This window comes from Pseudomonadaceae bacterium SI-3, from assembly GCA_004010935.1.
Classification (GTDB): Bacteria; Pseudomonadota; Gammaproteobacteria; order Pseudomonadales; family Pseudomonadaceae; genus Stutzerimonas.
Map to the genome: position 1 here is coordinate 3,062,125 of CP026511.1, position 20,999 is coordinate 3,083,123.

Below are 20,999 nucleotides of genomic sequence, written 5' to 3' on the forward strand. Positions count from 1 at the left end.
TTGGCCACCACAGAGCCTTTACTCCTGCTTTTGTCGCCGTATAATTGGCGTCATTAAGTTGTCCAGCATCTTTTTCGCAGGTCGTGGAACAGCATGTGCTGTTTGGTGTCAGACCGGTGACTAGAACGGCAATAAGCCACCATCGCCCACCTGACTAACCGGTTTAATATGCGCCCAATGAAGCAGGCAGTTTACTCCAGCCGTACGGCTGACAAATTCGTGGTTCGGCTCCCAGACGGAATGCGAGAGCGCATTGCAGAGGTTGCGCGGAACCACCATCGAAGCATGAACTCCGAGATCATTGCACGCCTAGAGCAAAGCCTTCTTCAAGAAGGTGCGCTTGATGACGATTCCGCAATGCGCCTGGACAGCCCGGAACTGTCGCTGCATGAGCGCGAACTGCTGCAACGCTTTCGCCAGTTGGCCCACCGTCAGCAAAACGCACTGATCGCCCTTATCGCGCAGGATGCCGAAGCTGCGAAAGAAGAAGATTGAATCCGTTCAGTGCTGACGACTAGCGCAAACCGCCCTGACAGCACGACAGGGCGGTTTGCATTTGGTAAGACGCATTGTTAGCCACCTTGGCGATAGGGTGGATTTACCAGCAACATGAAACGAAAATGCCTACGCCTTATCAGCGTAGGCATTTTCTCGTGCCTCTTTCCCACGCCACGCATCAGCAGTGGCGTTAGCCTACAAAGCTAAGCAGAACGCCCGCCGCAACAGCCGAGCCAATCACCCCCGCTACGTTCGGGCCCATGGCATGCATGAGCAGGAAGTTCTGAGGATTCGCCTCAAGCCCGACCTTGTTCGATACTCTCGCCGCCATTGGCACTGCCGAAACGCCGGCCGACCCAATCAGCGGGTTGATCTTGTTCGCGCTGAACATGTTCATGACCTTGGCCATCAGCACGCCCGCCGCCGTACCGCCACAGAAGGCAACCATTCCAAGCAGCAAGATCCCAAGGGTTTTCATCTGCAGAAAGGCTTCGGCGGACAGCTTAGAGCCAACAGTCAGCCCCAACGCGATGGTCACGATGTTGATCAGCGCGTTACGCGAGGTGTCGGCCAGACGATCCACGACCCCGCACTCGCGCAACAGGTTACCAAAGGCGAACATGCCTACTAGCGGCGCGGCATCCGGCAGTAGCAAACCCACCATCAGAGCAAGCATGAGCGGAAAGACGATCTTTTCTGCCTGACCGACATGGCGCAGCTGCGTCATGACAATGGCGCGTTCTTCCTTGGTCGTCAGCGCTCGCATGATGGGTGGCTGAATCAACGGAACCAGCGCCATGTAAGAGTAGGCCGCGACAGCGATCGGCCCCAGCAGATGCGGAGCGAGCTTTGCCGTCACGAAGATTGAAGTGGGGCCGTCTGCACCGCCAATGATCGCAATCGAAGCAGCCTCACGCAGTGTGAATTCCATCCCCGGAACCCCCATTGCCGCAAGCGACAGGGCACCAAGCAAGGTGGCGAAGATACCGAATTGCGCCGCCGCACCGAGCAGCAAAGTCTTGGGGTTAGCCAGCATTGGACCGAAGTCTGTCATGGCGCCGACGCCCATGAATATCAACAACGGGAACACACTGGTCGGCAGACCCACTTCATAGAACAGGTGGAGGATGCCCGCACCCTCGGCCATGTTGGCAACGGGAATATTGGCAAGCACGCCGCCAAATCCGATTGGGATCAGCAGCAAAGGTTCGAACCCCTTGCGAATCGCCAGATAGATCAGCCCCAGACACACCACGATCATCAGCAGCTGACCGGGCTCTATATGATAAAGACCAGTGCTGTGCCACAGCTTGAGCAACTTATCCATGCAGCGCTCCTTAAGCGATGGTCAGCAGGCTATCGCCCACCGACACCGCGTCGCCGACCTTGACGTTCACACCTGAAACGGTACCGGCTTTGAACGCACGGATTTCAGTTTCCATCTTCATGGCTTCGAGGATGATCACCAGATCTCCTTCCTGAACCAGCTGACCGGGCTGCACGAGAACCTTGAAGATATTGCCAGCTAACGGAGCCGGTTGAGGTTCGCCTGTACCAGACGCCGGCGCGCTAGCGACCGTCGACGGGGCGGCGGAGCCACTGCCAATAGCCTTGATGCCCTCTATGTCACCGCCTTCATTGACCTGAACTACGAAGGACTTGCCGTTGACTTCGACGGTGTAGACCTCGGGTACGCCCGCCTCCCGTGGCGCTTGCTCCTTGCCGGTCGGCACCGGTTCGAAAGCAGAGGCATTGCCTCGGTTTTCAAGGAACTTAAGGCCGATCTGAGGAAACAACGCATAGGTGAGGACGTCATCAATCTCGTTCTCGGCCAGCTTGATGCCTTTTTCCTGCGCCAACCCCTTAAGCTCGGCCGTTAGCTTCTCCATTTCCGGCTGCAGCAGGTCGGCCGGGCGGCAGGTGATGACATCTGCACCGTCGAGGACGCGCTGCTGCAGTTCGACATTGAACGGGGCTGGTGCCGCTCCGTACTCGCCCTTGAGGATGCCTGCGGTTTCCTTGGTAATAGATTTGAAGCGCTCACCGGTGAGCACGTTGATGACGGCCTGGGTACCGACGATTTGCGAGGTCGGCGTTACCAACGGAATGAACCCGAGATCTTCACGCACGCGAGGAATCTCGGCGAGCACCTCATCGAACTTGTCGAGTGCGCCCTGCTCCTTTAATTGGCCTTCCATATTGGTCAGCATGCCACCCGGCACCTGAGCCACAAGGATGCGCGAGTCAACACCCTTGAGCGTGCCTTCGAACTTTGCGTACTTCTTGCGCACCTCGCGGAAGTACGCAGCGATCTCTTCCAGCAGCAGCAGATCGAGCCCGGTATCGCGCTCGGTGCCCTGGAAAATCGCCACCACCGACTCGGTTGGCGAATGTCCATAGGTCATTGAGAGGGAGGAAATGGCTGTATCGACATTATCGATCCCCGCCTCGACCGCTTTGAGAATGGAAGCTGTGGAAAGGCCCGCCGTGGCGTGACACTGCATATGGATCGGAATGGACAGGCTTGCCTTCAAGCGCGAGACCAGCTCATAGGCCATATACGGCGTGAGAATGCCGGCCATGTCCTTGATCGCCACCGAGTCGGCACCCATGTCCTCGATCTGCTTGGCCAGGTCGACCCACATTTCCAGGGTATGCACCGGGCTGGTGGTGTAGGAAATGGTACCTTGCGCATGCTTGCCCTGCAGCTTGACCGCGCGCAGAGCGGTTTCCAGGTTGCGTGGATCGTTCATCGCATCGAACACACGGAACACATCGACGCCGTTAGCCGCAGCTCGCTCGACGAACTTTTCAACCACATCATCGGCGTAATGCCGATAGCCCAGCAGGTTCTGGCCACGCAGCAGCATTTGCTGCCGAGTGTTGGGCATCGCCTTCTTCAGTTCGCGGATGCGCTCCCAGGGATCTTCGCCCAGATAACGAATGCAAGAATCAAAGGTTGCCCCGCCCCAGGACTCGACCGACCAGAAGCCAACCTGATCGAGCTTGCCGGCAATCGGTAGCATGTCTTCAAGGCGAACGCGGGTAGCCAGAATGGATTGATGCGCATCACGAAGCACCACATCGGTAATGCCGAGCGGCTGTTTGACAGATGTCATGAAGGGAACTCCCTGTTCTGAATCAACCACGACGAGCGCGGTGCTGATGGATAGCGGTCTGGATTGCCGTAATGAGATCGGCATCCACTTCAGCCACGGCGGGTTCGCTGGAAGCCAACTGAGCGGTGGGCGCACTGTCGAAGCGGCCGATCACAAAAGACATCAGGCGAATGCAAGCAATCAACAACACGAGGAAGACAAAAACGGAACCTAAGCCGAACAGCATAAGTTCGACGCCTTCTAGGAGGAGTTCGCTGGGGGTCATCGGGATTCCCTTTCTATCAGCGGCTCAAGCCGCCTGTTATTCGCTTCGAGTTAGGGCCTTCGCTAGTGCGAAACCTCAGAACAGTAGCCCGAACAACAGGCGCAAGGCAAACGCCAAGTCGACGCAGGCGGAACGAGTCAGAGAAGAAAAATTGTTGCGAGCCCGAGAAAAATAAAGAAACCGCCACTGTCGGTAACGGCAGTAATCATGACACTGGCACCCAGCGCCGGGTCTCGCCCCATTCGCGCCAAAGTCACCGGAATCAGCACGCCCATCAAGGCCGCCAGCAAAAGATTGAGCGTCATCGCCGCAGTCATCACCACACCCAACGACCAGCTGCCGTACAGCCAGTAGACCACGACACCGATAACCCCACCCCATATCAAGCCATTCAGCATCCCAACACCAGCCTCCTTGCGCAGCAAGCGAGCACTGTTGCCGGTACCCATCTGGTCCAGAGCCATTGCTCGGACAATCATGGTGATGGTCTGATTGCCTGAATTGCCGCCAATGCCAGCGACTATCGGCATCAGCGCAGCCAATGCAACTAGCTTCTCGATCGAGCCATCGAATAGGCCGATCACACGCGAGGCAACAAAGGCAGTGATGAGATTGACTGCAAGCCAGGCCCAACGGTTACGCAGCGATTTCCAGACCGAGGCGAAGATGTCTTCTTCTTCGCGCAGACCCGCCATATTGAGCACTTCGCTTTCGCTCTCCTCACGGATCAGGTCAACCATCTCGTCGATGGTCAGGCGCCCGATAAGCTTGCCGCTTTTGTCTACTACCGGTGTCGAAACCAAGTCGTAGCGCTCGAATGCCTGAGCCGCCTCATACGCATCCTCATCCGGATGGAATGTCACTGGATCACTGGCCATCACCTCGGCCACATGCCGCTCCGGATCATTGACCAGCAATCGCTTGATGGGTAGAACGCCCTTGAGCACGCCGTCGTAATCGACTACGAATAACTTGTCAGTATGACCGGGCAGCTCCTTCAGCCGTCGCAGGTAGCGCAGCACCACTTCAAGGCTTACGTCCTCGCGGATCGTGACCATCTCGAAGTCCATCAGAGCGCCAACCTGATCTTCCTCGTAAGACAAGGCCGAGCGGACACGCTCACGCTGTTGCGCATCCAGCGTTTCCATTAGCTCGTGAACGACGTCTCGAGGCAACTCGGCCGCCAGATCCGCCAGTTCGTCGGCGTCCATTTCCTTGGCAGCAGCGAGGAGCTCGTGATCGTCCATGTCGGCGATCAGCGTCTCGCGGACCGCGTCGGAAACCTCGAGCAAGATATCGCCATCGCGATCGGACTTGACCAGCTGCCAGACCGTCAGGCGGTCATCAAGGGGCAAAGCTTCGAGGATATGCGCGATGTCAGCGGGGTGCAGCGCCTCCAGCTTGCGCTGCAGTTCGACGAGGTTCTGACGATGCACCAGGTTTTCGACAAGATCCTGATGCTGCCCTTCCTGACTCTGACGATGCGCCAGATCCTCGACGATCCTGTGCCGGTGGAGCAACTCGACGACCTGCGCCAGACGATCCTGGAGACTTTCCTGCGGCTTTTTTGCTTCAACTTCAGTCATGGCGCACTCCACCCCCAGCGGTTGGAGCGCGCCAGGGGATCAATCATTCAAAACGTGATTGGCAAGCGAGGGTTTTATACGACTACTGGGCAAATCCATGAGGCGGATCCAGAAGCCCAAACGGGCGGACCGCGCAATAATACCACCGCAACTGTGATGCACGACCGCGAAATACAGGCAATACAATCGCTTGCGCGTCGCCACCGAAGGATCGCGCTATCAATGTGGACGCATTCACGTTGCGGAAAGGCACCGCTGCGAGCCAAGCGGTATTTGGCTAGGCTGGTTCGACCCATCGTCAAGGAGGACGACTATGAACAAACTGATCGCAGGAAGCTGCTGTGCCCTTCTCCTCTCCACCGCCCCAACGTTTGCTGCAAGCATCTATCGCTGCAGTGACGCCGCAGGGAACCTCACGTTTACTCGACAGGGATGCCCGATCGATCAGACCGCTCAGATTCAGGAGGCAGCGAATCCCACACCCAGTTCCGGCAAAGCCGTACCTCTGGCCAAATCTAAAGGACGACGTAAGACGTCAAAAAAAGAGTCGGCGCGAAGCCTTACCGTTGTAGGCGCACAGGATGATGGATGCGGAAACCGCATAACCGGGAGCGCAAGGCGAGATGCGCTGATCAAAAAGCAGATTCATCCCGGCATGACCCGCACCGATATCGAGAGCACCTTCGGCACACCCGACACGGTGGCCACTCGCAATGGCCAGATGCAGTACCGCTACAGCAACGATAAGGGCAGGACACGCACCGTCACCTTCGATGAAAACGGCTGCGTTCGGGGGAAACGCTAACTCCCCAAACGAAAAAAGGGTCTGCATCGCTGCAGACCCTTTTCCGATTTGGTGCACTCAGGAGGATTCGAACCTCCGACCGCTCGGTTCGTAGCCGAGTACTCTATCCAGCTGAGCTATGAGTGCAAAGGCGATTGATAAACCAGGTCACCGCTGGCTACAACACGAACCACATTTCTGAGATCCGACAATATGGTGCACTCAGGAGGATTCGAACCTCCGACCGCTCGGTTCGTAGCCGAGTACTCTATCCAGCTGAGCTATGAGTGCACTGAGGGTGCGCATTATAAGTTTGTGAACTCGGTGGTCAAGCTTTTTGGTTCAATGTTTTTTATCAAACCGCACCGCTAAAACCGACCCACAAACCAATCATGCAAAATGGCGGAGAGGGGGGGATTCGAACCCCCGACACCCTTTTGAGATGTACTCCCTTAGCAGGGGAGCGCCTTCGGCCACTCGGCCACCTCTCCGCAACACGGGGCGCATGATACCCATCTTCGCCCCGCTTGCAAAGCCAAAAATCACATAAATATTAATGGCTTGGTTCTTGATCTTTTTCTTTCTGGATCCGTTGATAAATCTCCTCGCGATGCACCGCTACCTCTTTGGGTGCATTCACTCCTATACGCACTTGATTTCCTTTGACACCCAGTACAGTGACAGTCACATCGTCACCCACCATCAGGGTCTCTCCGACCCGGCGAGTCAGAATCAGCATTCCTTTCTCCTTAAAACGGATTCAATTCAGTAAACAGTCTGCAAAGATAAAGACGGATAATGTTCCGTGAAACATCGACCTAGAGCCTTTCACCAGCTATTGACCAGTAACAACGACTCTAAAGTTCCTTTGCCCCCGGCGAAAACGACGGAAGGCTCGAATCAGTCCGCAGTCAGCGCGTCATTCCCCCTTGCCAGCGGGAGCATCCAGCTCGAATGCGGTGTGCAATGCCCGTACCGCCAATTCCAGGTATTTTTCCTCAATCACTACCGAGACCTTGATTTCAGAGGTAGAGATCATCTGTATGTTGATGTTCTCCTTCGCCAGTGCCTCAAACATCCGACTCGCGACGCCCGCATGAGAGCGCATACCTACGCCGACAATCGATACCTTGGCGATGTCGATATCACCAATGACCTCGCGGGCGCCCATGTCGCGGGCGATACCTTCCAGCACTTGCAGCGCGTTATGGTAATCGTTCCGGTGGACAGTGAAGGTGAAATCCGTGGTGTTATCGTGCGCGACGTTCTGCACGATCATGTCCACCTCGACATTGGCCGCACTGACCGGGCCAAGGATCTTGAAGGCCACCCCGGGGGTATCCGGCACACCACGAATGGTCAGCTTGGCTTCATCACGATTGAAAGCGATGCCGGAAATGATGGGCTGTTCCATGGATTCCTCTTCATCAAGGGTAATGAGGGTTCCTGGACCCTCTTGAAAACTATGCAACACGCGCAACGGAACGCTGTATTTACCTGCGAATTCCACGGCGCGAATCTGTAACACTTTCGACCCGAGACTTGCCATCTCAAGCATTTCTTCAAAGGTAATCTTGTCCAGGCGCTGCGCCTTGGCAACGACGCGAGGATCGGTCGTGTAAACCCCATCGACATCGGTATAGATCTGGCACTCGTCTGCCTTCAACGCTGCAGCGAGAGCCACACCGGTAGTGTCTGAACCGCCACGGCCAAGCGTGGTGATATTGCCGGCTTCATCCACGCCCTGGAATCCGGCCACGACCACGACTCGCCCGGCCTTGAGCTCCTTCTGAATCTGCTGCGAATCAATCTGCAGGATGCGCGCTTTGGTATGGGCACTGTCGGTCAGGATGCGGACTTGGGCACCCGTATAGGACACCGCTGGGACGCCGATCTTCATCAGCGCCATCGCGAGCAGAGCGATAGTGACCTGCTCGCCCGTCGACACCATTACGTCCAACTCGCGGGCGACCGGCTGTTCGCTGACCTGTTTGGCAAGATCGATCAGTCGGTTGGTTTCACCGCTCATGGCCGAGACCACCACGACAATGTCGTCTCCGTTATCACGGAATTTTTTGACCTTCGCCGCCACTTGCTCGATGCGCTCGACGGAGCCCACCGAGGTACCTCCAAACTTCTGTACGATCAAAGCCATCTCATCGCCGCCTAAGCCCGTCAAGGGCGCTTATTAAACAATCAACCCAGCACCACAAAATGCCTACGGACAGCGACCGGACCAGCCGCTGACCTAGGTGGTCACCAGACGAACAGCCCATCGCGACCAACCCAACCTGACACGCTCCTGCTACACGCCCTGCTCGACGAACGCCGCGGCAATGGCTAATGCTTCGTCGAGGCGATTCGCGTCGCTCCCACCGCCTTGCGCCATATCCGGGCGACCACCACCTTTGCCACCAACAACTGCAGCAGCCTGTCTCATGAGATCGCCGGCCTTCAAACGGCCGGTGAGATCCTGCGTGACACCAGCGACCAGTACGACTTTTTCATCCTGCACGCCACCGAGCAGAATGACGCCGCTGCCAAGCTTGTTCTTCAGTTGATCGACCAATGCCAGAAGCGCCTTGCCATCCAGGCCATCCACGCGCGCGGCCAGGGTTTTGACGCCCTTCACCTCGACAGCGGAACTGGCTAGGTCATTGCCGGTGGCGCTGGCCGCTTTGGCCTTGAGCTGCTCGAGTTCCTTTTCCAACTGCCGATTGCGCTCGAGGACGGCGCCCAGCTTGTCCAGCACATTGTCGCGAGTGCCCCTGACCAGCGAAGCTGCTTCTTTCAGCTGCTCTTCGGCAGTGTTCAGATAGGCCAGCGCCTGCTCGCCAGTAACTGCCTCAATGCGTCGCACACCCGCAGCCACACCACCTTCGCTGATGATCTTGAACAGACCGATGTCTCCAGTACGCTTGACGTGAGTTCCGCCGCACAGCTCGACTGAGAAGCCGCCCCCCATGGTCAATACGCGCACCTGGTCCCCATACTTTTCGCCAAACAGGGCCATAGCGCCTTTGCTCTTAGCAGTTTCGATGTCGGTTTCCTCGATCTCCACTGCCGTGTTGCCGCGAATTTCGGCATTGACCTTGTCTTCCAGGGCCTTCAACTGTTCAGGCTTAATCGCCTCGAAATGGCTGAAGTCGAAGCGTAGCCGCTGACTGTCAACCAATGACCCTTTCTGACTGACATGCTCACCGAGAATCTGGCGCAGTGCCGCGTGCAGGAGGTGAGTCGCAGAGTGGTTCAACGCAGTGGACTGACGTACTGATGCGTCGACCGTAGCTTCGACGGTCGCACCGACCTGCAGGCTGCCACTGTCCAGAATGCCGTGGTGCAGGAACGCACCGCCGGCCTTGCTGGTGTCACGCACATCGAAGCGCAGACCGTCCGCCGAGAGGTATCCGCAATCGCCCACCTGCCCACCTGACTCGGCGTAGAACGGCGTCTGGTCGAGCACGACCACGCCCTCCTCGCCCGCCGACAGGCTCTGCACCGCCATGCCTTCTTTGAACAGCGCCAGCACCTTACCGCTGCCGGATGTACCGAGGTAACCCGTGAAACGCGTTTCGCCCTCGACCTTGACCAAGCTGTTGTAGTCCAGGCCAAAGGCACTGGCCGAACGCGCCCGCTCACGCTGCGCCTGCATCTCGCGTTCGAACCCTTCTTCGTCCAGCGTCAGCTCACGCTCACGGGCGATGTCGCCGGTCAGGTCCATCGGAAAACCGTAGGTGTCATACAGCTTGAATATCACTTCGCCCGGAATCACGTTCCCCTGAAGATCGGCCAGATCCTGCTCGAGAATCCTCAGACCTTGCTCCAGTGTCTTGGCGAACTGCTCCTCTTCGGTTTTCAGCACGCGCTCTATGTGCGCCTGCTGGGTTTTCAGCTCGGAGAAAGCGTCACCCATCTCAGCCACCAGCGCGGCGACTATCTTGTGAAAGAAGCTGCCCTTGGCGCCGAGCTTGTTGCCATGGCGGCAGGCGCGACGAACGATGCGGCGAAGCACATAACCGCGTCCTTCATTGGATGGCGTCACACCGTCGGCAATCAGGAAGCCACAAGAGCGGATGTGGTCAGCAACCACCTTGAGCGAAGCCTGACCCTCGTTGCCGCAACCGATGGCCTGAGCGGCGGCATTCAGCAAGCTCTGGAAGAGGTCGATCTCGTAATTCGAGTTAACGTGTTGCAGCACCGCACTGATGCGCTCCAGGCCCATACCGGTGTCGACACTCGGCGCCGGCAGCGGATGCATCACGCCATCCGCAGTGCGATTGAATTGCATGAAGACGTTATTCCAGATCTCGATGTAACGGTCGCCGTCTTCTTCTGGCGAACCCGGCGGGCCACCCCAGATATGTTCGCCATGGTCGAAGAAGATCTCGGTACAAGGACCGCAGGGCCCGGTGTCACCCATTGCCCAGAAGTTGTCAGACGCGTACGGCGCCCCCTTGTTATCACCGATGCGAACCATGCGCTCGGCCGGCACGCCCACCTCTTTCGTCCAGATGTCATAGGCTTCGTCATCGCTGGCGTAGACGGTGACCCAGAGCTTTTCTTTCGGCAGGCTCAGCCATTTATCGGACGTCAAAAACTCCCAGGCGAAGGTGATCGCGTCGCGCTTGAAATAGTCGCCAAAACTGAAGTTGCCGAGCATCTCGAAGAAGGTGTGATGGCGTGCGGTATAGCCGACGTTCTCCAGGTCGTTGTGCTTGCCGCCGGCGCGTACGCATTTCTGGCTGGTGGTCGCGCGGGTATAGGCGCGCTTTTCCAGCCCGAGGAAGCAGTCTTTAAACTGATTCATGCCGGCGTTGGTAAACAGCAGTGTCGGATCGTTCGCGGGAATCAGCGAACTGGAGGCCACGCGAGTGTGGCCCTTCTCTTCGAAGAAGCGGAGGAAGGCTTCACGGATTTCTGCGCTTTTCATAGATCTCTTCCAGAGGACTGCGGCCGAACGGCTGCAAAACGACGCGGCGAGGCGGCACCGGGAGCCGGTTCACAGCTACCCAAACGGATAGCCGGCAAAGGGCCGCATTATATCGGCCCTGTGCCGCACGCATAGAGGATAAATAAGATTGAATCAAGCTATTCGACAGCGATTCGAACCTATGCTTTGAGGAATGCTGCAAAGCTCTCGAGAATCGGATCGACATGCTCTGGCAGCACGTCCAAATGCGTCACCAACCGCAGTCGAGGCGCAGCAGTGATGACGATGCCGCGCTCGGCACAGAGCGCTTTCAGCGACGTTGCGCGGTCACCCATATCAACGTAGACCATATTGGTCTGGACTGGCTCGACGCGATAGCCCAGCGCTTGCAGCCCCTCGGCGATGTCGTTGGCGCGCTGGTGGTCGTCTGCCAAACGTTGGACCTGATGATCCAAAGCGTAGAGGCCTGCCGCGGCCAGCACTCCGGCCTGGCGCATGCCGCCGCCGACCATCTTGCGCAATCGCCGTGCCTTGACAATAAAGGACTCATCACCACAGAGCACCGAACCGACAGGCGCCCCCAGGCCTTTTGACAGACACACCGACACCGAATCGAAGTGGCGCCCTATCTCTCCAGCGGTGCAACCCAGCTTGACCACCGCGTTGAACAAGCGAGCCCCGTCTAGATGAAGTGCAAGCCCACGTTCATGCGTGAACGCTCTTGCCTCAGCCAGGTAGGCGAGCGGCAGGACCTTGCCGTGCATCGTGTTTTCAAGCGCCAGCAAACGCGTGCGGGCGAAATGAAAGTCGTCCGGCTTGATCGCCGCCGCGACGCGCGCCAGATCCAACGAGCCATCCGGATCCATCTCGATCGGCTGCGGCTGGATCGAGCCAAGCACTGCAGCACCGCCGGCTTCGTACTTGTAGGCGTGCGCCAACTGCCCAGCGATGTACTCATCGCCCCGCTCACAATGCGCCATCAGCGCCAACAAATTGCTCATGGTTCCGCTGGGCACAAACAATCCAGCCTGTAAACCCAGCTGCGCCGCCAACGTCTGTTCCAGCTGGCGGACCGTCGGATCCTCGCCATACACATCATCGCCAGTGGTTGCACCCAGCATGGCGTCGCGCATGCCCAAGGTCGGCTGGGTGACCGTATCGCTCCGGAGATCAATCAGACTCATCACAAGGTCCTTTGGTCGAATGGATTCATCACCACAGGCACCGCCTACGCACCACGCCGACCCTAGCGCAACAACCGGCTATCAAGAACCTTCGATCCGCCACCCAGCATGGTTTCAGTGATGTTGATGAAGTCGTCGGTGGTTACCCGATCCAGTCGCATCAAACCCCGCGCAACATCATCAAGCGAGTGGCGTCCTTTGCTGCGCTGGCGGATCTCCCGATCGAGTTCCTGCAGCAGAAGCACGGCTCTGGCTGTGACCGGACCACTGGATCGCTCGGTTCGCAGGCTATCGACCTTGCGGCTCCATTCAGTCAGATGCTCTCGAACCGCCTGGTAGCGATCCTCGCTCATGCCACCGGCGCGGCGCATCAGCTCGATCGCGTAATACTCGGCCAGCCCTTCGCTTATCCAGTCACTGCGATCGGCATCGGAGATTCGACTGAACACGTGCACCAGCTCATGCACCAGCGAACTGGTCCCGTTCTCGCTGACCAGTGGACGGTCGGCGTGCATGAACAGCGAATTGGGGCCAGACAAACCGCCTCTCCACATCGGGTCGCCGGCCCCGACAACCAGCAGCTTCTCAGGATCCCGCGGGAATACGTTCTGCATTTCGGGCCAGACGAAGGTCAGCAGCGTAAGGATATCCATCCTGCGCATCCCTTCGCCCACCGGGGCAGAAACCGCCACGTCGGTTTCACCGAGTCGGGCGCGGCGACTGCCAAGCTTGCCGGCGAGGATCCATCCGGTCGGGCGATCGAACAGGCGCTCGGGATTGTCGATGCGAAAGCGATTCTTCCCGATACGTGGCCAACCGGTCTCGACGCTCTTCCAGCCGCTGGGTAGTTCGAACTGCAGCCGAGAAACCAGTCTGACTCCGTCCTGCTGATCAAGGCGACCGGCGGGCACCAGATCGTCTCCGCGCAGTAACGTCCAGTCATCCGTCATCCGCGCATCGAAGCGGCCGCTTTTGCGCTGATGACTGACCTTAACCTGATAACGCAAATGTGCTTTGCCAGGCCCTGGCCGCCAGACTCCGCGCCCACTCTCTTCCTCCCAGCTGCTTTCGCTGTTGGTCTGGAAATCGCTATAGGCCTGTTCCTTGCCAAGATTCAGATCTAGAAATTTAACCGCGCCGCCGTCTTCGAGGGCGAGCTCCACTTCCGCAATACCCTGCTCGGGAACGAACTTGACGGTGTAGTTCAGGTCGACCCGCTTGGCCGCCTGAAGTGGCGCAACGAACGAAAGCAACAGAACGGCAAGCAGCGGTAACTGACGGCGGGACATCGAGCGGCTCCAGATTGGGTTCAGTGCTATGACGACGCGGACTGAGGTAGATTCAACCGGCCCGGAATATCAGATGGTCTTCCCAGTCCTCATCAGCCACAGAGCCCTCGGTAATCATCCGGCCCGATTGGGAAATCCGCTCGGCATGCACGGCATCTGGATCGCCACACACCAAATGATGCCAAAGCGGTAGATCCTTACCTTCGGCTACGAGGCGGTAGCCACAGGTAGGCGGCAGCCATTTGAATTGCGCAGCGTCCACCGCTGTCAGTTGGACGCAGTCAGGGACACTGGCGCGGCGGTTGGGATAGTCGGTGCAACGGCAGCTTTTCAGATCGAGCAGTTTGCAGGCGATACGGGTGTAGTAAACGCTTCCATCCTCTTCATCCTCAAGCTTTTGCAGACAGCAAAGACCACAGCCATCGCAAAGCGACTCCCACTCGGCTGAGTCCAGCTCGGCCAGAGTCTTGCGCATCCAGAAGGGTTCGACTTTTGCTGCCATGAATAGCCATCTCGGAAACTTGCGAGTCTAGCCGGCAGCAGACGGCCGGCCAATAGCAAAGGGCCTGCCGGTAGACCAAACGACATGCAAGGCCGCCTTTGACTCCTAAGACGGCCCTCGCACCGTCAACTTTTGTCCAGCAAATCCCGGTGACTCCGCATTTGCTCGAGCATCCGCTCCATCTGCTGGATGCGCAGGTCCAGCATTTCCTTGGAAGGCTGCATGCCCATCATACGACCGCCGCTCATCCCGCCCTGCATGGTCTTACCTCCAGACTTGCCCATGCCGGCACCCGCCCCACCCATCGGGCAGCCATCCATCATGCCGAACCCTGACTGCATGCTCTGCCAGTGCTGATCGCGAAGCTTTTGCCTCTCATCAGGTGTCTTTGCATTCTCCCAAGCCTGACGGTACTCCTGCATCTTCTGCCAGTGTTGCTGCCAAGCTTGCTCATCATAGTCTGGCGCAGGCTGAGCCTGAGCTGTCATTACCAGACCAGTCAGAACAGGAACAATAATCCAAGAGCGAATGTTCATGAGCCATCTCCGTTTTGTTGATGTCATCTGAGCATAGGCCCGCCCCTGCTATTGTTTCTTGTCGCTCGTCAGTAACGCGTACGGTTTACATCGGGTCGTTTCTGCGCAAAAGCTCTTCAGGCAGGTGCTCGATATAGTCATCCTCAGGCGGTGGCATTTGCAGGTGATAACCCTGTTTCTCGAGGTTATCGAGCACCGTCGCGATGTCCTCCTGCGCCAGCTTGCGTTCAGGCGTAAGGACGATATCGAAGGCAAGCTGCGGCGGACCGAAAGCGGCAAGCAAAGCTTCCGGCACCCGGGCGAGCGCTTCGCTGCGCTCGACGTACAGGTACATTCCTTTTTTACGCGGGCTTCTATAGATGGAGCAGATGCGTTTCATGATTTCTCTTCCAGCACGTCGAGAAGGGCTTGCCCCATTCGTTCGCGGCGCCAACCGCGCAGCGACTCAGGCAACTGATAAGGACCGTCGGGATATCCGGATTTCAACAAGGCTTCCAGCACCTTCTTGCGCAGCATCAATTCCGGCGCGATGTTCATGGCTTGGGCTTCGCGCTGACCGACAGTACGCAATTTTTTCAGCAGCGCCGACGCGTCGAGTGGCAATGGCTCCGGTAAAGATTCAGGCCAGTCCTGCTCGGGCGTCGCAGCGGCAGTACGGATCAGCTCGAGTAACGCCTCGCCATCCTGGCGTACCGTTCGCGGGTGCATGTCATCGATACGCGCCAGGCTTACCAGATCGGTTGGCTGGGTGCGGGCCAGTGGCCACAAGCTGTGTTCACGCAATACGCGATTACGGGGTTGGTTACGTGCACGCGCCTGCCGCTCACGCCACCCCGTCAGGACTCGCAACACCGCCAGCTGACGCGGCTTCAATCGCCAGGCCTGCTTGACGTCACGATAGGCTTCATCCGGATCGGTCTCGCGCTGGAGATTGGCGACCAACTCGGCGCCGTCTTGTATGACCCAGGCGCGCTTCTCGTCGGACAGCTTCGGCAGCAGGGCCTCGTACAGCTCAGCCAGATGCTGGGCGTCTTCGGCTGCATAGCGCACCTGCATCTCGCTCAAGGGCCGCTGAAGCCAATCGGAGCGCGTCTCACCTTTGGGCAGCTCGATGTTCAGCACGCTCTGCACCAACCGCGAGTAGCCCATGGAAAAGCCGATATTCAGATAGCCAGCAGCCAGCTGCGTATCGAACAACGGCACCGGAAGGCTACCGGTCAACCGCCAGAGCACTTCCAGATCTTCACTGCACGCATGCAAGACTTTCACGACCGCCGGATCCGTCAGCAGACCGGCAAAAGCAGCCCAATCGGTAATCAGCAATGGATCGATCAGATAGGCACAACGTCCATCACCCACCTGCAGCAGCGCGGCGATCGGGTAGAAGGTATCGACCCGCATAAACTCCGTATCCACTGCTATATAAGGCAGCTGGCGCCATTCGGCACACAGGCGGGTCAGTTGCGCATCATCCAGCACCCATTGAGTTTCGATGGCCACTAGGCCCTCCTTGTTGTCCGATGTTACGACCGACGAGCGGGCGAAAAGGCACGCAGTATATATCGCGCCCCCCAACTCCAGCGCTTTGATCGCCGTGTCCGCCTGCGTGATAACGTTTCCCCCGAATTCGAACGGAGCCCTGCCATGCCGCTTGCTCAACTGATCGACACTGCGGAACTGACCGCACGCCTTTCGCAGCCGAATCTGTGCATTTTCGATTGCCGATTCGCCCTTGAAGACCCTGAATACGGGAGGCGTAGTTACGAACAGGCGCATATTCCCGGTGCGCGCTTTCTCGATCTGGAAAACGACCTGTCAGGCCCGGTTGTCCGCGGCCAGACCGGTCGACACCCGTTGCCGCAGCCGGGGCAGTTGGTTGCGCGACTCCGCGCGGCAGGCCTGAATGATGACAGCGAAGTCGTGATCTACGACGACGGCCCCGGCGCATTTGCCGCAAGGGCATGGTGGCTGCTGGCATGGCTGGGCAAACGCAGCGGTGTGTATTTGCTGGATGGTGGGTTCAAAGCCTGGCATGATGCCAGCGGGCCAGTAACTGGAGAACCGGCCAACGCTCAGCCCGGCCAGTTCCACGGGGCTCCCGACGACCTTTTGCTGGTTTCCACGCAACAGCTGGCAAAACGCCTCGGGCAGCCTGGTCTGACCCTATTCGATGCGCGTGCCCTGCCTCGCTTTCTCGGCGAACAAGAGCCTATCGATCCTGTGGCTGGGCATATTCCTGGTGCTCGCTGTGTGCCGTTTACCGAAAACCTTGATGCCGCCGGATATTTTCTCTCCCCCGAACAGCTGCGTTCACGATTCGACCGGCACCTAGCCGACCAGCCAGCAGACGATCTGGTGGCCTATTGCGGATCTGGCGTGACGGCCTGCCATAACCTGTTTGCCCTCTGCCTGGCCGGCTACCCGCTGGCCAAACTGTACCCAGGTTCCTGGAGCGAATGGATCACCGATCCACAACGACCTATTGCCTGATCCAGGCGATCAAGCGCGACTGATCGGTCAGCTTCAGCCCAGCGGGTTTTATCGGCAATTCGACCTTTTATCGGCGCCGATCGTCGTTCTTTACGAAAAATTGCACTCTTTCGTTTGCGACAGATCAGAGAAGCTTGGTAGGGTCCGAGCCGCTTTTTCCCCTGGAGTACAACAATGAAAAAAACATGGTTGAAGACCGCGATTGCAGTAGCCGTAGGTGCCCTTTCCACTCAGGTCATGGCTGCCGGCTTCGCGCTTAACGAACAAAGCATCAGCGGCATGGGCACCTCATTCGCCGGTCGCTCTTCTTCTGCCGATGACGCCACTACCGTTTTCGGAAACCCTGCAGGTATGGCGCTCCTGAAGCGCGAGCAGGTGAGCTTGGGAATGGCGGCGATCCATGCCAAAACTGACATAAGCGATAGTTCCGGCTCTTTTTCTGGCCCAGCCTTAGGTGGGGCAACTTTGCCCTACAGTGGAAGTAGCGACGGGGATATGGTCCCATTCACTGCTGTTCCGATGGGTTACTACGTTAAACCGATCGACGAAAAATGGGCCGTTGGGGTTGGCATCTATGTGCCTTTCGGTCTAGTGACCGATTATGAAAGCGGCTTTCAGGGCCGCTATTTTGGCGATTACAGCGAAGTGCGCGTGATCACAGTGCAGCCCACTGTTAGCTATCGCTTCAATGAAAAGCTGTCGGTAGGCTTCGGGCCGACCATCAACCGTATTGACGGTGAGCTGCAAAGCAAGTCTCCCAACGCCGTCGGCCCGCTGGGATCCAATGACGGTCGGGTCAAGGTGACTGGCACTGACACTGCGCTAGGCTTCAACGCCGGGGTCTTGTATGAATTCACACCGCAAACCCGCGCGGGCGTAACCTATCGCTCTAAAGTCGCTTATAAGCTCGAGGGGGACACCGAGCTTTCCGGTGGCAGTTTTGCTCTGACAGGTGCAGCGCGCGACTACGACGCGTCGCTTGAACTTGACACACCCGAATCGGTTGACGTGTCGCTTACCCATGAGCTCAACGATCAGTGGACGCTGTACGGCGGGGCAATGTGGACACGCTGGAGCCGTTTCGAAGCAATCGTCATTGAAAACGACGGTATTCCTGCTCCCCTACAGGGCAACCTAGCACCTATCGTCGAGGAACAGGATTGGCATGACACTTGGTCCTATGCCATCGGCGCAGCTTACAAGCTGAACAGCGAGTGGACGCTGCGGACCGGTTTGGCGTTTGATCAGAGCCCAACCAATAACACCCATCGTTCTCCGCGCATCCCAACGGGCGACCGCACTGCAATCAGCTTGGGCCTGGCATGGAATCCGACCGAAGACGTAACCGTTGACCTTGCCTACTCGTACCTCCGCGAGGAGGAGGTCGAGATCAGCCGCGACCGTTCCTATTCAGGTGGCCTGCTAGAAGCGAATTACGATGCTAGCTACAAGAACAGAGCTCACGGTTTCGGCGCTGCCATGACCTACCGCTTCTGATGTACCCGCCCCGACCGCTCGGTCGGGGCATCCCTCCGCTACTTCGCCAACGCCTTTTCCACCGCAGCGATCAGCTCCGGATCATCCGGTTCGACTTTGCTCGAAAAATAGTCGACCACCTTGCCGTTGCGATCGACCACGTACTTGTAGAAATTCCAGCGCGGGGCCCCGCCGGCCTGCTCGGCCAGCTCGCGAAATAATGGAATTGCGTCGCCGCCACGCACTGGCTGTGTCTGCGCCATCGGGAAGGTCACGCCGTAGTTTACGTAGCAGACCTCAGCCGTCTCTGCCGCATCGTCTGACTCCTGAAAGAAATCATCGGACGGCACGCCAAGAATCATCAACCCATCATCTTTGTAGCGCTGATACAGCGCCTCCAGCCCCTTGAACTGCGGTGCGAAGCCACAAAAGCTGGCGGTATTGACCACAACCAACGCCTTACCCTGAAACTGCTCGCACAGATCAATGGTTTCCTTTGATCGCAGCTTCGGAAGTTCATGTTGCAGCAACGCCGGGCACTGTTCGGCCGCTGCGGGACCAGCCAACAGGAGCAGCGCAAGTGAGGCGGCAACCCATTCAATTCTCATGACGAAGCTCCAGAAAGCGGTATCGAGGCCACGCTACTCCCGAGTCGCACCCGGAGCAACGGTCGCTCAATCTCAATATATGAGGCCCACGCGATAACGCTATATACAATTCTATATAGCGCTTGCCAAAATGGCCGCTCCTTATGGGAGGCAGACATGAGCGATCCGAGACCATTCGAACCGTTGCGCATAGACGGGCAGCTCTGGTTCAACCGTGGCGAGAAGGGCTATCTCGGTGGCAAGCGCATTGAGCTGCTCGAACAGATCGAAGCGACGGGCTCGATCAGTCGCGCCGCCAAGGCCATCAAGCTCAGCTACAAGGCGGCCTGGGATGCGGTGGATGCCATGAACAATCTCTCCGAGCGCCCGCTGGTCATACGCTCAGCGGGCGGCACCAAGGGCGGCGGGACGCAACTGACAGAATTCGGTCGGGAGATGCTGCATATCTGGCAGCGCATGCAACACGAGTACGAACGCTTCCTGGCGCAGGTCGCCCAGGGTATCGATGGGTTCGAGGATTTCGACAAGCTGCTCAGGGCAATCGCGATGAAGACCAGCGCACGCAACCAGTTTCGGGGCCGCATTACCCAGGTCGAAAGAGGCGCTGTGAACGGCAGCGTCAGCCTGGATATCGGCGACGGACAAACGATGACCGCGACGCTGACCAACGACAGTATCGACGAGCTTCAGCTGGCACCGGGCAAGATCGCCATGGCTTTGGTCAAAGCCAGCTTTGTCCTGCTGTCACCTGATCCCGACGTGAAGATCAGCGCCCGCAATCGCCTGAGCGGAACCATCGGAACCATCACGCCTGGCGCGGTCAGCTGCGAGGTCAAGCTGCTACTTCCCGGCAACCGAACGCTGGGGGCAGTCATCACCAATGAAAGCACCGAAGCGCTCGGATTGGCCGTCGGTCAGCCCTGTACGGCGCTGATCAAAGCCTCTCACGTAATCATCGCGGTAGATTGATGAGCATGATGAATCGTATTCGTATGACCCTAGTCGCAGCGCTCGCTGCACTTGCGCCTTTGACCGGCCATGCCGATGAAATCCAGGTTGCGGTGGCGTCGAACTTCACCTCGCCCATGCGCGTCATCACTGAAGAGTTCGAACGCGACACCGGCCATAAGGTACTGCTGTCCTTCGGCTCGACTGGAAAGCTCTACGCGCAGATTCGCAACGGTGCGCCTTTCTCAATAGTGCTGGCAGCGGATGAACAGATTCCAATCAGGCTGGAAGACGAAGGGTTGGGCGTTGCTGGAAGCCGCTTCACCTACGCCATCGGTACATTGGTGTTGTGGTCAGCCAACGAGGGTTATGTCGACGATCAGGGCAAGGTGCTTACCCATCAGGCATATCGTCACCTCGCGATCGCCAACCCGAAAACCGCACCCTACGGCGCCGCAGCGATGGCGACGCTGGCAAAGCTGGGTCTTGCCGATTCGGTCAGGGGCAAGCTGGTGCAAGGCGAAAACATTGCACAAACCCATCAATTCGTCGCCAGCGGCAACGCCGAACTCGGCTTCGTCGCGCTCTCTCAGGTAATCGAAAGCGGTGAAATCCGGCAGGGGTCCGGCTGGGTTGTACCCGCCACCTATCATCCACTGATTCGCCAGGACGCTCTGCTGCTGACCAAAGGTCGCGACAACCCGGCGGCGCACGCACTGCTCGATTACCTGCGAAGCGCAAAGGCAACCGAGGTGATCAACGCCTACGGTTATGGTCGGTAGGT

General features: G+C 58.1%; 20 protein-coding genes and 3 tRNA genes. 6 read left to right on the forward strand and 17 right to left on the reverse strand.

The window, feature by feature from the left end; all coding sequences use genetic code 11:
• Positions 1 to 168 precede the first annotated feature (168 nt).
• A complete protein-coding gene (locus C1896_14265) occupies positions 169 to 495 on the forward strand; it encodes an Arc family DNA-binding protein (protein ID AZZ45960.1) in 327 nt (108 codons plus the stop codon).
• A gap of 193 nt (positions 496 to 688) precedes the next feature.
• Here the strand turns inward: C1896_14265 and C1896_14270 are convergent, their stop codons facing one another.
• The 4 genes from C1896_14270 to mgtE all read right to left on the reverse strand — a co-directional run bounded on the left by C1896_14270 (position 689) and on the right by mgtE (position 5,468).
• Positions 689 to 1,825 (reverse strand): sodium ion-translocating decarboxylase subunit beta, encoded by a 1,137-nt coding sequence (locus C1896_14270; protein ID AZZ45961.1) that lies wholly within the window; start codon positions 1,823 to 1,825, stop codon positions 689 to 691.
• Positions 1,826 to 1,835: 10 nt separating this feature from the next.
• Complete coding sequence (gene oadA, locus C1896_14275; protein ID AZZ45962.1) at positions 1,836 to 3,617, reverse strand: oxaloacetate decarboxylase subunit alpha; 1,782 nt, start codon at positions 3,615 to 3,617, stop codon at positions 1,836 to 1,838.
• Between the two features lie 22 nt (positions 3,618 to 3,639).
• A complete protein-coding gene (locus tag C1896_14280) occupies positions 3,640 to 3,882 on the reverse strand; it encodes an oxaloacetate decarboxylase (protein ID AZZ45963.1) in 243 nt (80 codons plus the stop codon).
• Positions 3,883 to 4,019: 137 nt separating this feature from the next.
• Positions 4,020 to 5,468: a magnesium transporter gene (mgtE, locus tag C1896_14285; GenBank protein AZZ45964.1), complete on the reverse strand. Its 1,449-nt coding sequence runs from the start codon at positions 5,466 to 5,468 to the stop codon at positions 4,020 to 4,022.
• A gap of 313 nt (positions 5,469 to 5,781) precedes the next feature.
• On the opposite strand from mgtE, the gene C1896_14290 reads away from it, so the two are divergent.
• Positions 5,782 to 6,273: a DUF4124 domain-containing protein gene (locus C1896_14290; protein ID AZZ45965.1), complete on the forward strand. Its 492-nt coding sequence runs from the start codon at positions 5,782 to 5,784 to the stop codon at positions 6,271 to 6,273.
• Positions 6,274 to 6,322: 49 nt separating this feature from the next.
• Here C1896_14290 and C1896_14295 read toward each other — a convergent pair.
• From C1896_14295 to rnd, 12 genes are all read right to left on the reverse strand, one after another.
• Positions 6,323 to 6,399, reverse strand: a tRNA-Arg gene (locus C1896_14295).
• 67 nt (positions 6,400 to 6,466) lie between these two features.
• Positions 6,467 to 6,543 (reverse strand) — tRNA-Arg (locus tag C1896_14300).
• Between the two features lie 109 nt (positions 6,544 to 6,652).
• A tRNA-Ser gene (locus C1896_14305) sits at positions 6,653 to 6,743 on the reverse strand.
• A gap of 62 nt (positions 6,744 to 6,805) precedes the next feature.
• Positions 6,806 to 6,991: a carbon storage regulator gene (csrA, locus tag C1896_14310; GenBank protein AZZ45966.1), complete on the reverse strand. Its 186-nt coding sequence runs from the start codon at positions 6,989 to 6,991 to the stop codon at positions 6,806 to 6,808.
• A 180-nt stretch (positions 6,992 to 7,171) separates the two neighbouring features.
• On the reverse strand, positions 7,172 to 8,407 hold the full coding sequence (locus C1896_14315) for an aspartate kinase (protein AZZ45967.1): 1,236 nt from the start codon (positions 8,405 to 8,407) through the stop codon (positions 7,172 to 7,174).
• A gap of 150 nt (positions 8,408 to 8,557) precedes the next feature.
• Entirely contained in the window at positions 8,558 to 11,182 is a 2,625-nt protein-coding gene (locus C1896_14320) for an alanine--tRNA ligase (GenBank protein ID AZZ45968.1), read from the reverse strand.
• Positions 11,183 to 11,361: 179 nt separating this feature from the next.
• Complete coding sequence (locus C1896_14325; protein AZZ45969.1) at positions 11,362 to 12,366, reverse strand: low-specificity L-threonine aldolase; 1,005 nt, start codon at positions 12,364 to 12,366, stop codon at positions 11,362 to 11,364.
• 62 nt (positions 12,367 to 12,428) lie between these two features.
• On the reverse strand, positions 12,429 to 13,655 hold the full coding sequence (locus C1896_14330) for a hypothetical protein (GenBank protein ID AZZ45970.1): 1,227 nt from the start codon (positions 13,653 to 13,655) through the stop codon (positions 12,429 to 12,431).
• A 52-nt stretch (positions 13,656 to 13,707) separates the two neighbouring features.
• Positions 13,708 to 14,157: a YcgN family cysteine cluster protein gene (locus C1896_14335; GenBank protein AZZ45971.1), complete on the reverse strand. Its 450-nt coding sequence runs from the start codon at positions 14,155 to 14,157 to the stop codon at positions 13,708 to 13,710.
• Between the two features lie 125 nt (positions 14,158 to 14,282).
• Complete coding sequence (locus tag C1896_14340; GenBank protein AZZ45972.1) at positions 14,283 to 14,693, reverse strand: hypothetical protein; 411 nt, start codon at positions 14,691 to 14,693, stop codon at positions 14,283 to 14,285.
• 85 nt (positions 14,694 to 14,778) lie between these two features.
• Positions 14,779 to 15,072 carry a hypothetical protein gene (locus C1896_14345; GenBank protein AZZ45973.1) on the reverse strand — a complete coding sequence of 98 codons (294 nt, stop codon included), beginning with the start codon at positions 15,070 to 15,072 and terminating at the stop codon, positions 14,779 to 14,781.
• Positions 15,069 to 16,193: a ribonuclease D gene (gene rnd, locus C1896_14350; protein ID AZZ45974.1), complete on the reverse strand. Its 1,125-nt coding sequence runs from the start codon at positions 16,191 to 16,193 to the stop codon at positions 15,069 to 15,071. The genes C1896_14345 and rnd overlap by 4 nt, the downstream gene beginning before the upstream one ends.
• A 144-nt stretch (positions 16,194 to 16,337) precedes the next feature.
• Here rnd and C1896_14355 point away from each other — a divergent pair, with 144 nt between their 5' ends.
• Positions 16,338 to 17,183, forward strand: coding sequence for a sulfurtransferase (locus C1896_14355; GenBank protein ID AZZ45975.1), 846 nt, complete (start codon positions 16,338 to 16,340; stop codon positions 17,181 to 17,183).
• Positions 17,184 to 17,357: 174 nt separating this feature from the next.
• Positions 17,358 to 18,680 carry a Long-chain fatty acid transport protein gene (locus tag C1896_14360; GenBank protein ID AZZ45976.1) on the forward strand — a complete coding sequence of 441 codons (1,323 nt, stop codon included), beginning with the start codon at positions 17,358 to 17,360 and terminating at the stop codon, positions 18,678 to 18,680.
• Positions 18,681 to 18,718: 38 nt separating this feature from the next.
• Here the strand turns inward: C1896_14360 and C1896_14365 are convergent, their stop codons facing one another.
• A complete protein-coding gene (locus tag C1896_14365; GenBank protein ID AZZ45977.1) occupies positions 18,719 to 19,267 on the reverse strand; it encodes a glutathione peroxidase in 549 nt (182 codons plus the stop codon).
• Positions 19,268 to 19,423: 156 nt separating this feature from the next.
• On the opposite strand from C1896_14365, the gene C1896_14370 reads away from it, so the two are divergent.
• Both C1896_14370 and modA read left to right on the forward strand, forming a co-directional pair.
• The gene (locus C1896_14370; protein ID AZZ45978.1) at positions 19,424 to 20,236 is read left to right on the forward strand and encodes a molybdenum-dependent transcriptional regulator; all 813 of its coding nucleotides are present in this window, start codon (positions 19,424 to 19,426) and stop codon (positions 20,234 to 20,236) included.
• A gap of 8 nt (positions 20,237 to 20,244) precedes the next feature.
• Positions 20,245 to 20,997 (forward strand): molybdate ABC transporter substrate-binding protein, encoded by a 753-nt coding sequence (gene modA, locus C1896_14375; protein ID AZZ47680.1) that lies wholly within the window; start codon positions 20,245 to 20,247, stop codon positions 20,995 to 20,997.
• Positions 20,998 to 20,999: the final 2 nt, after the last annotated feature.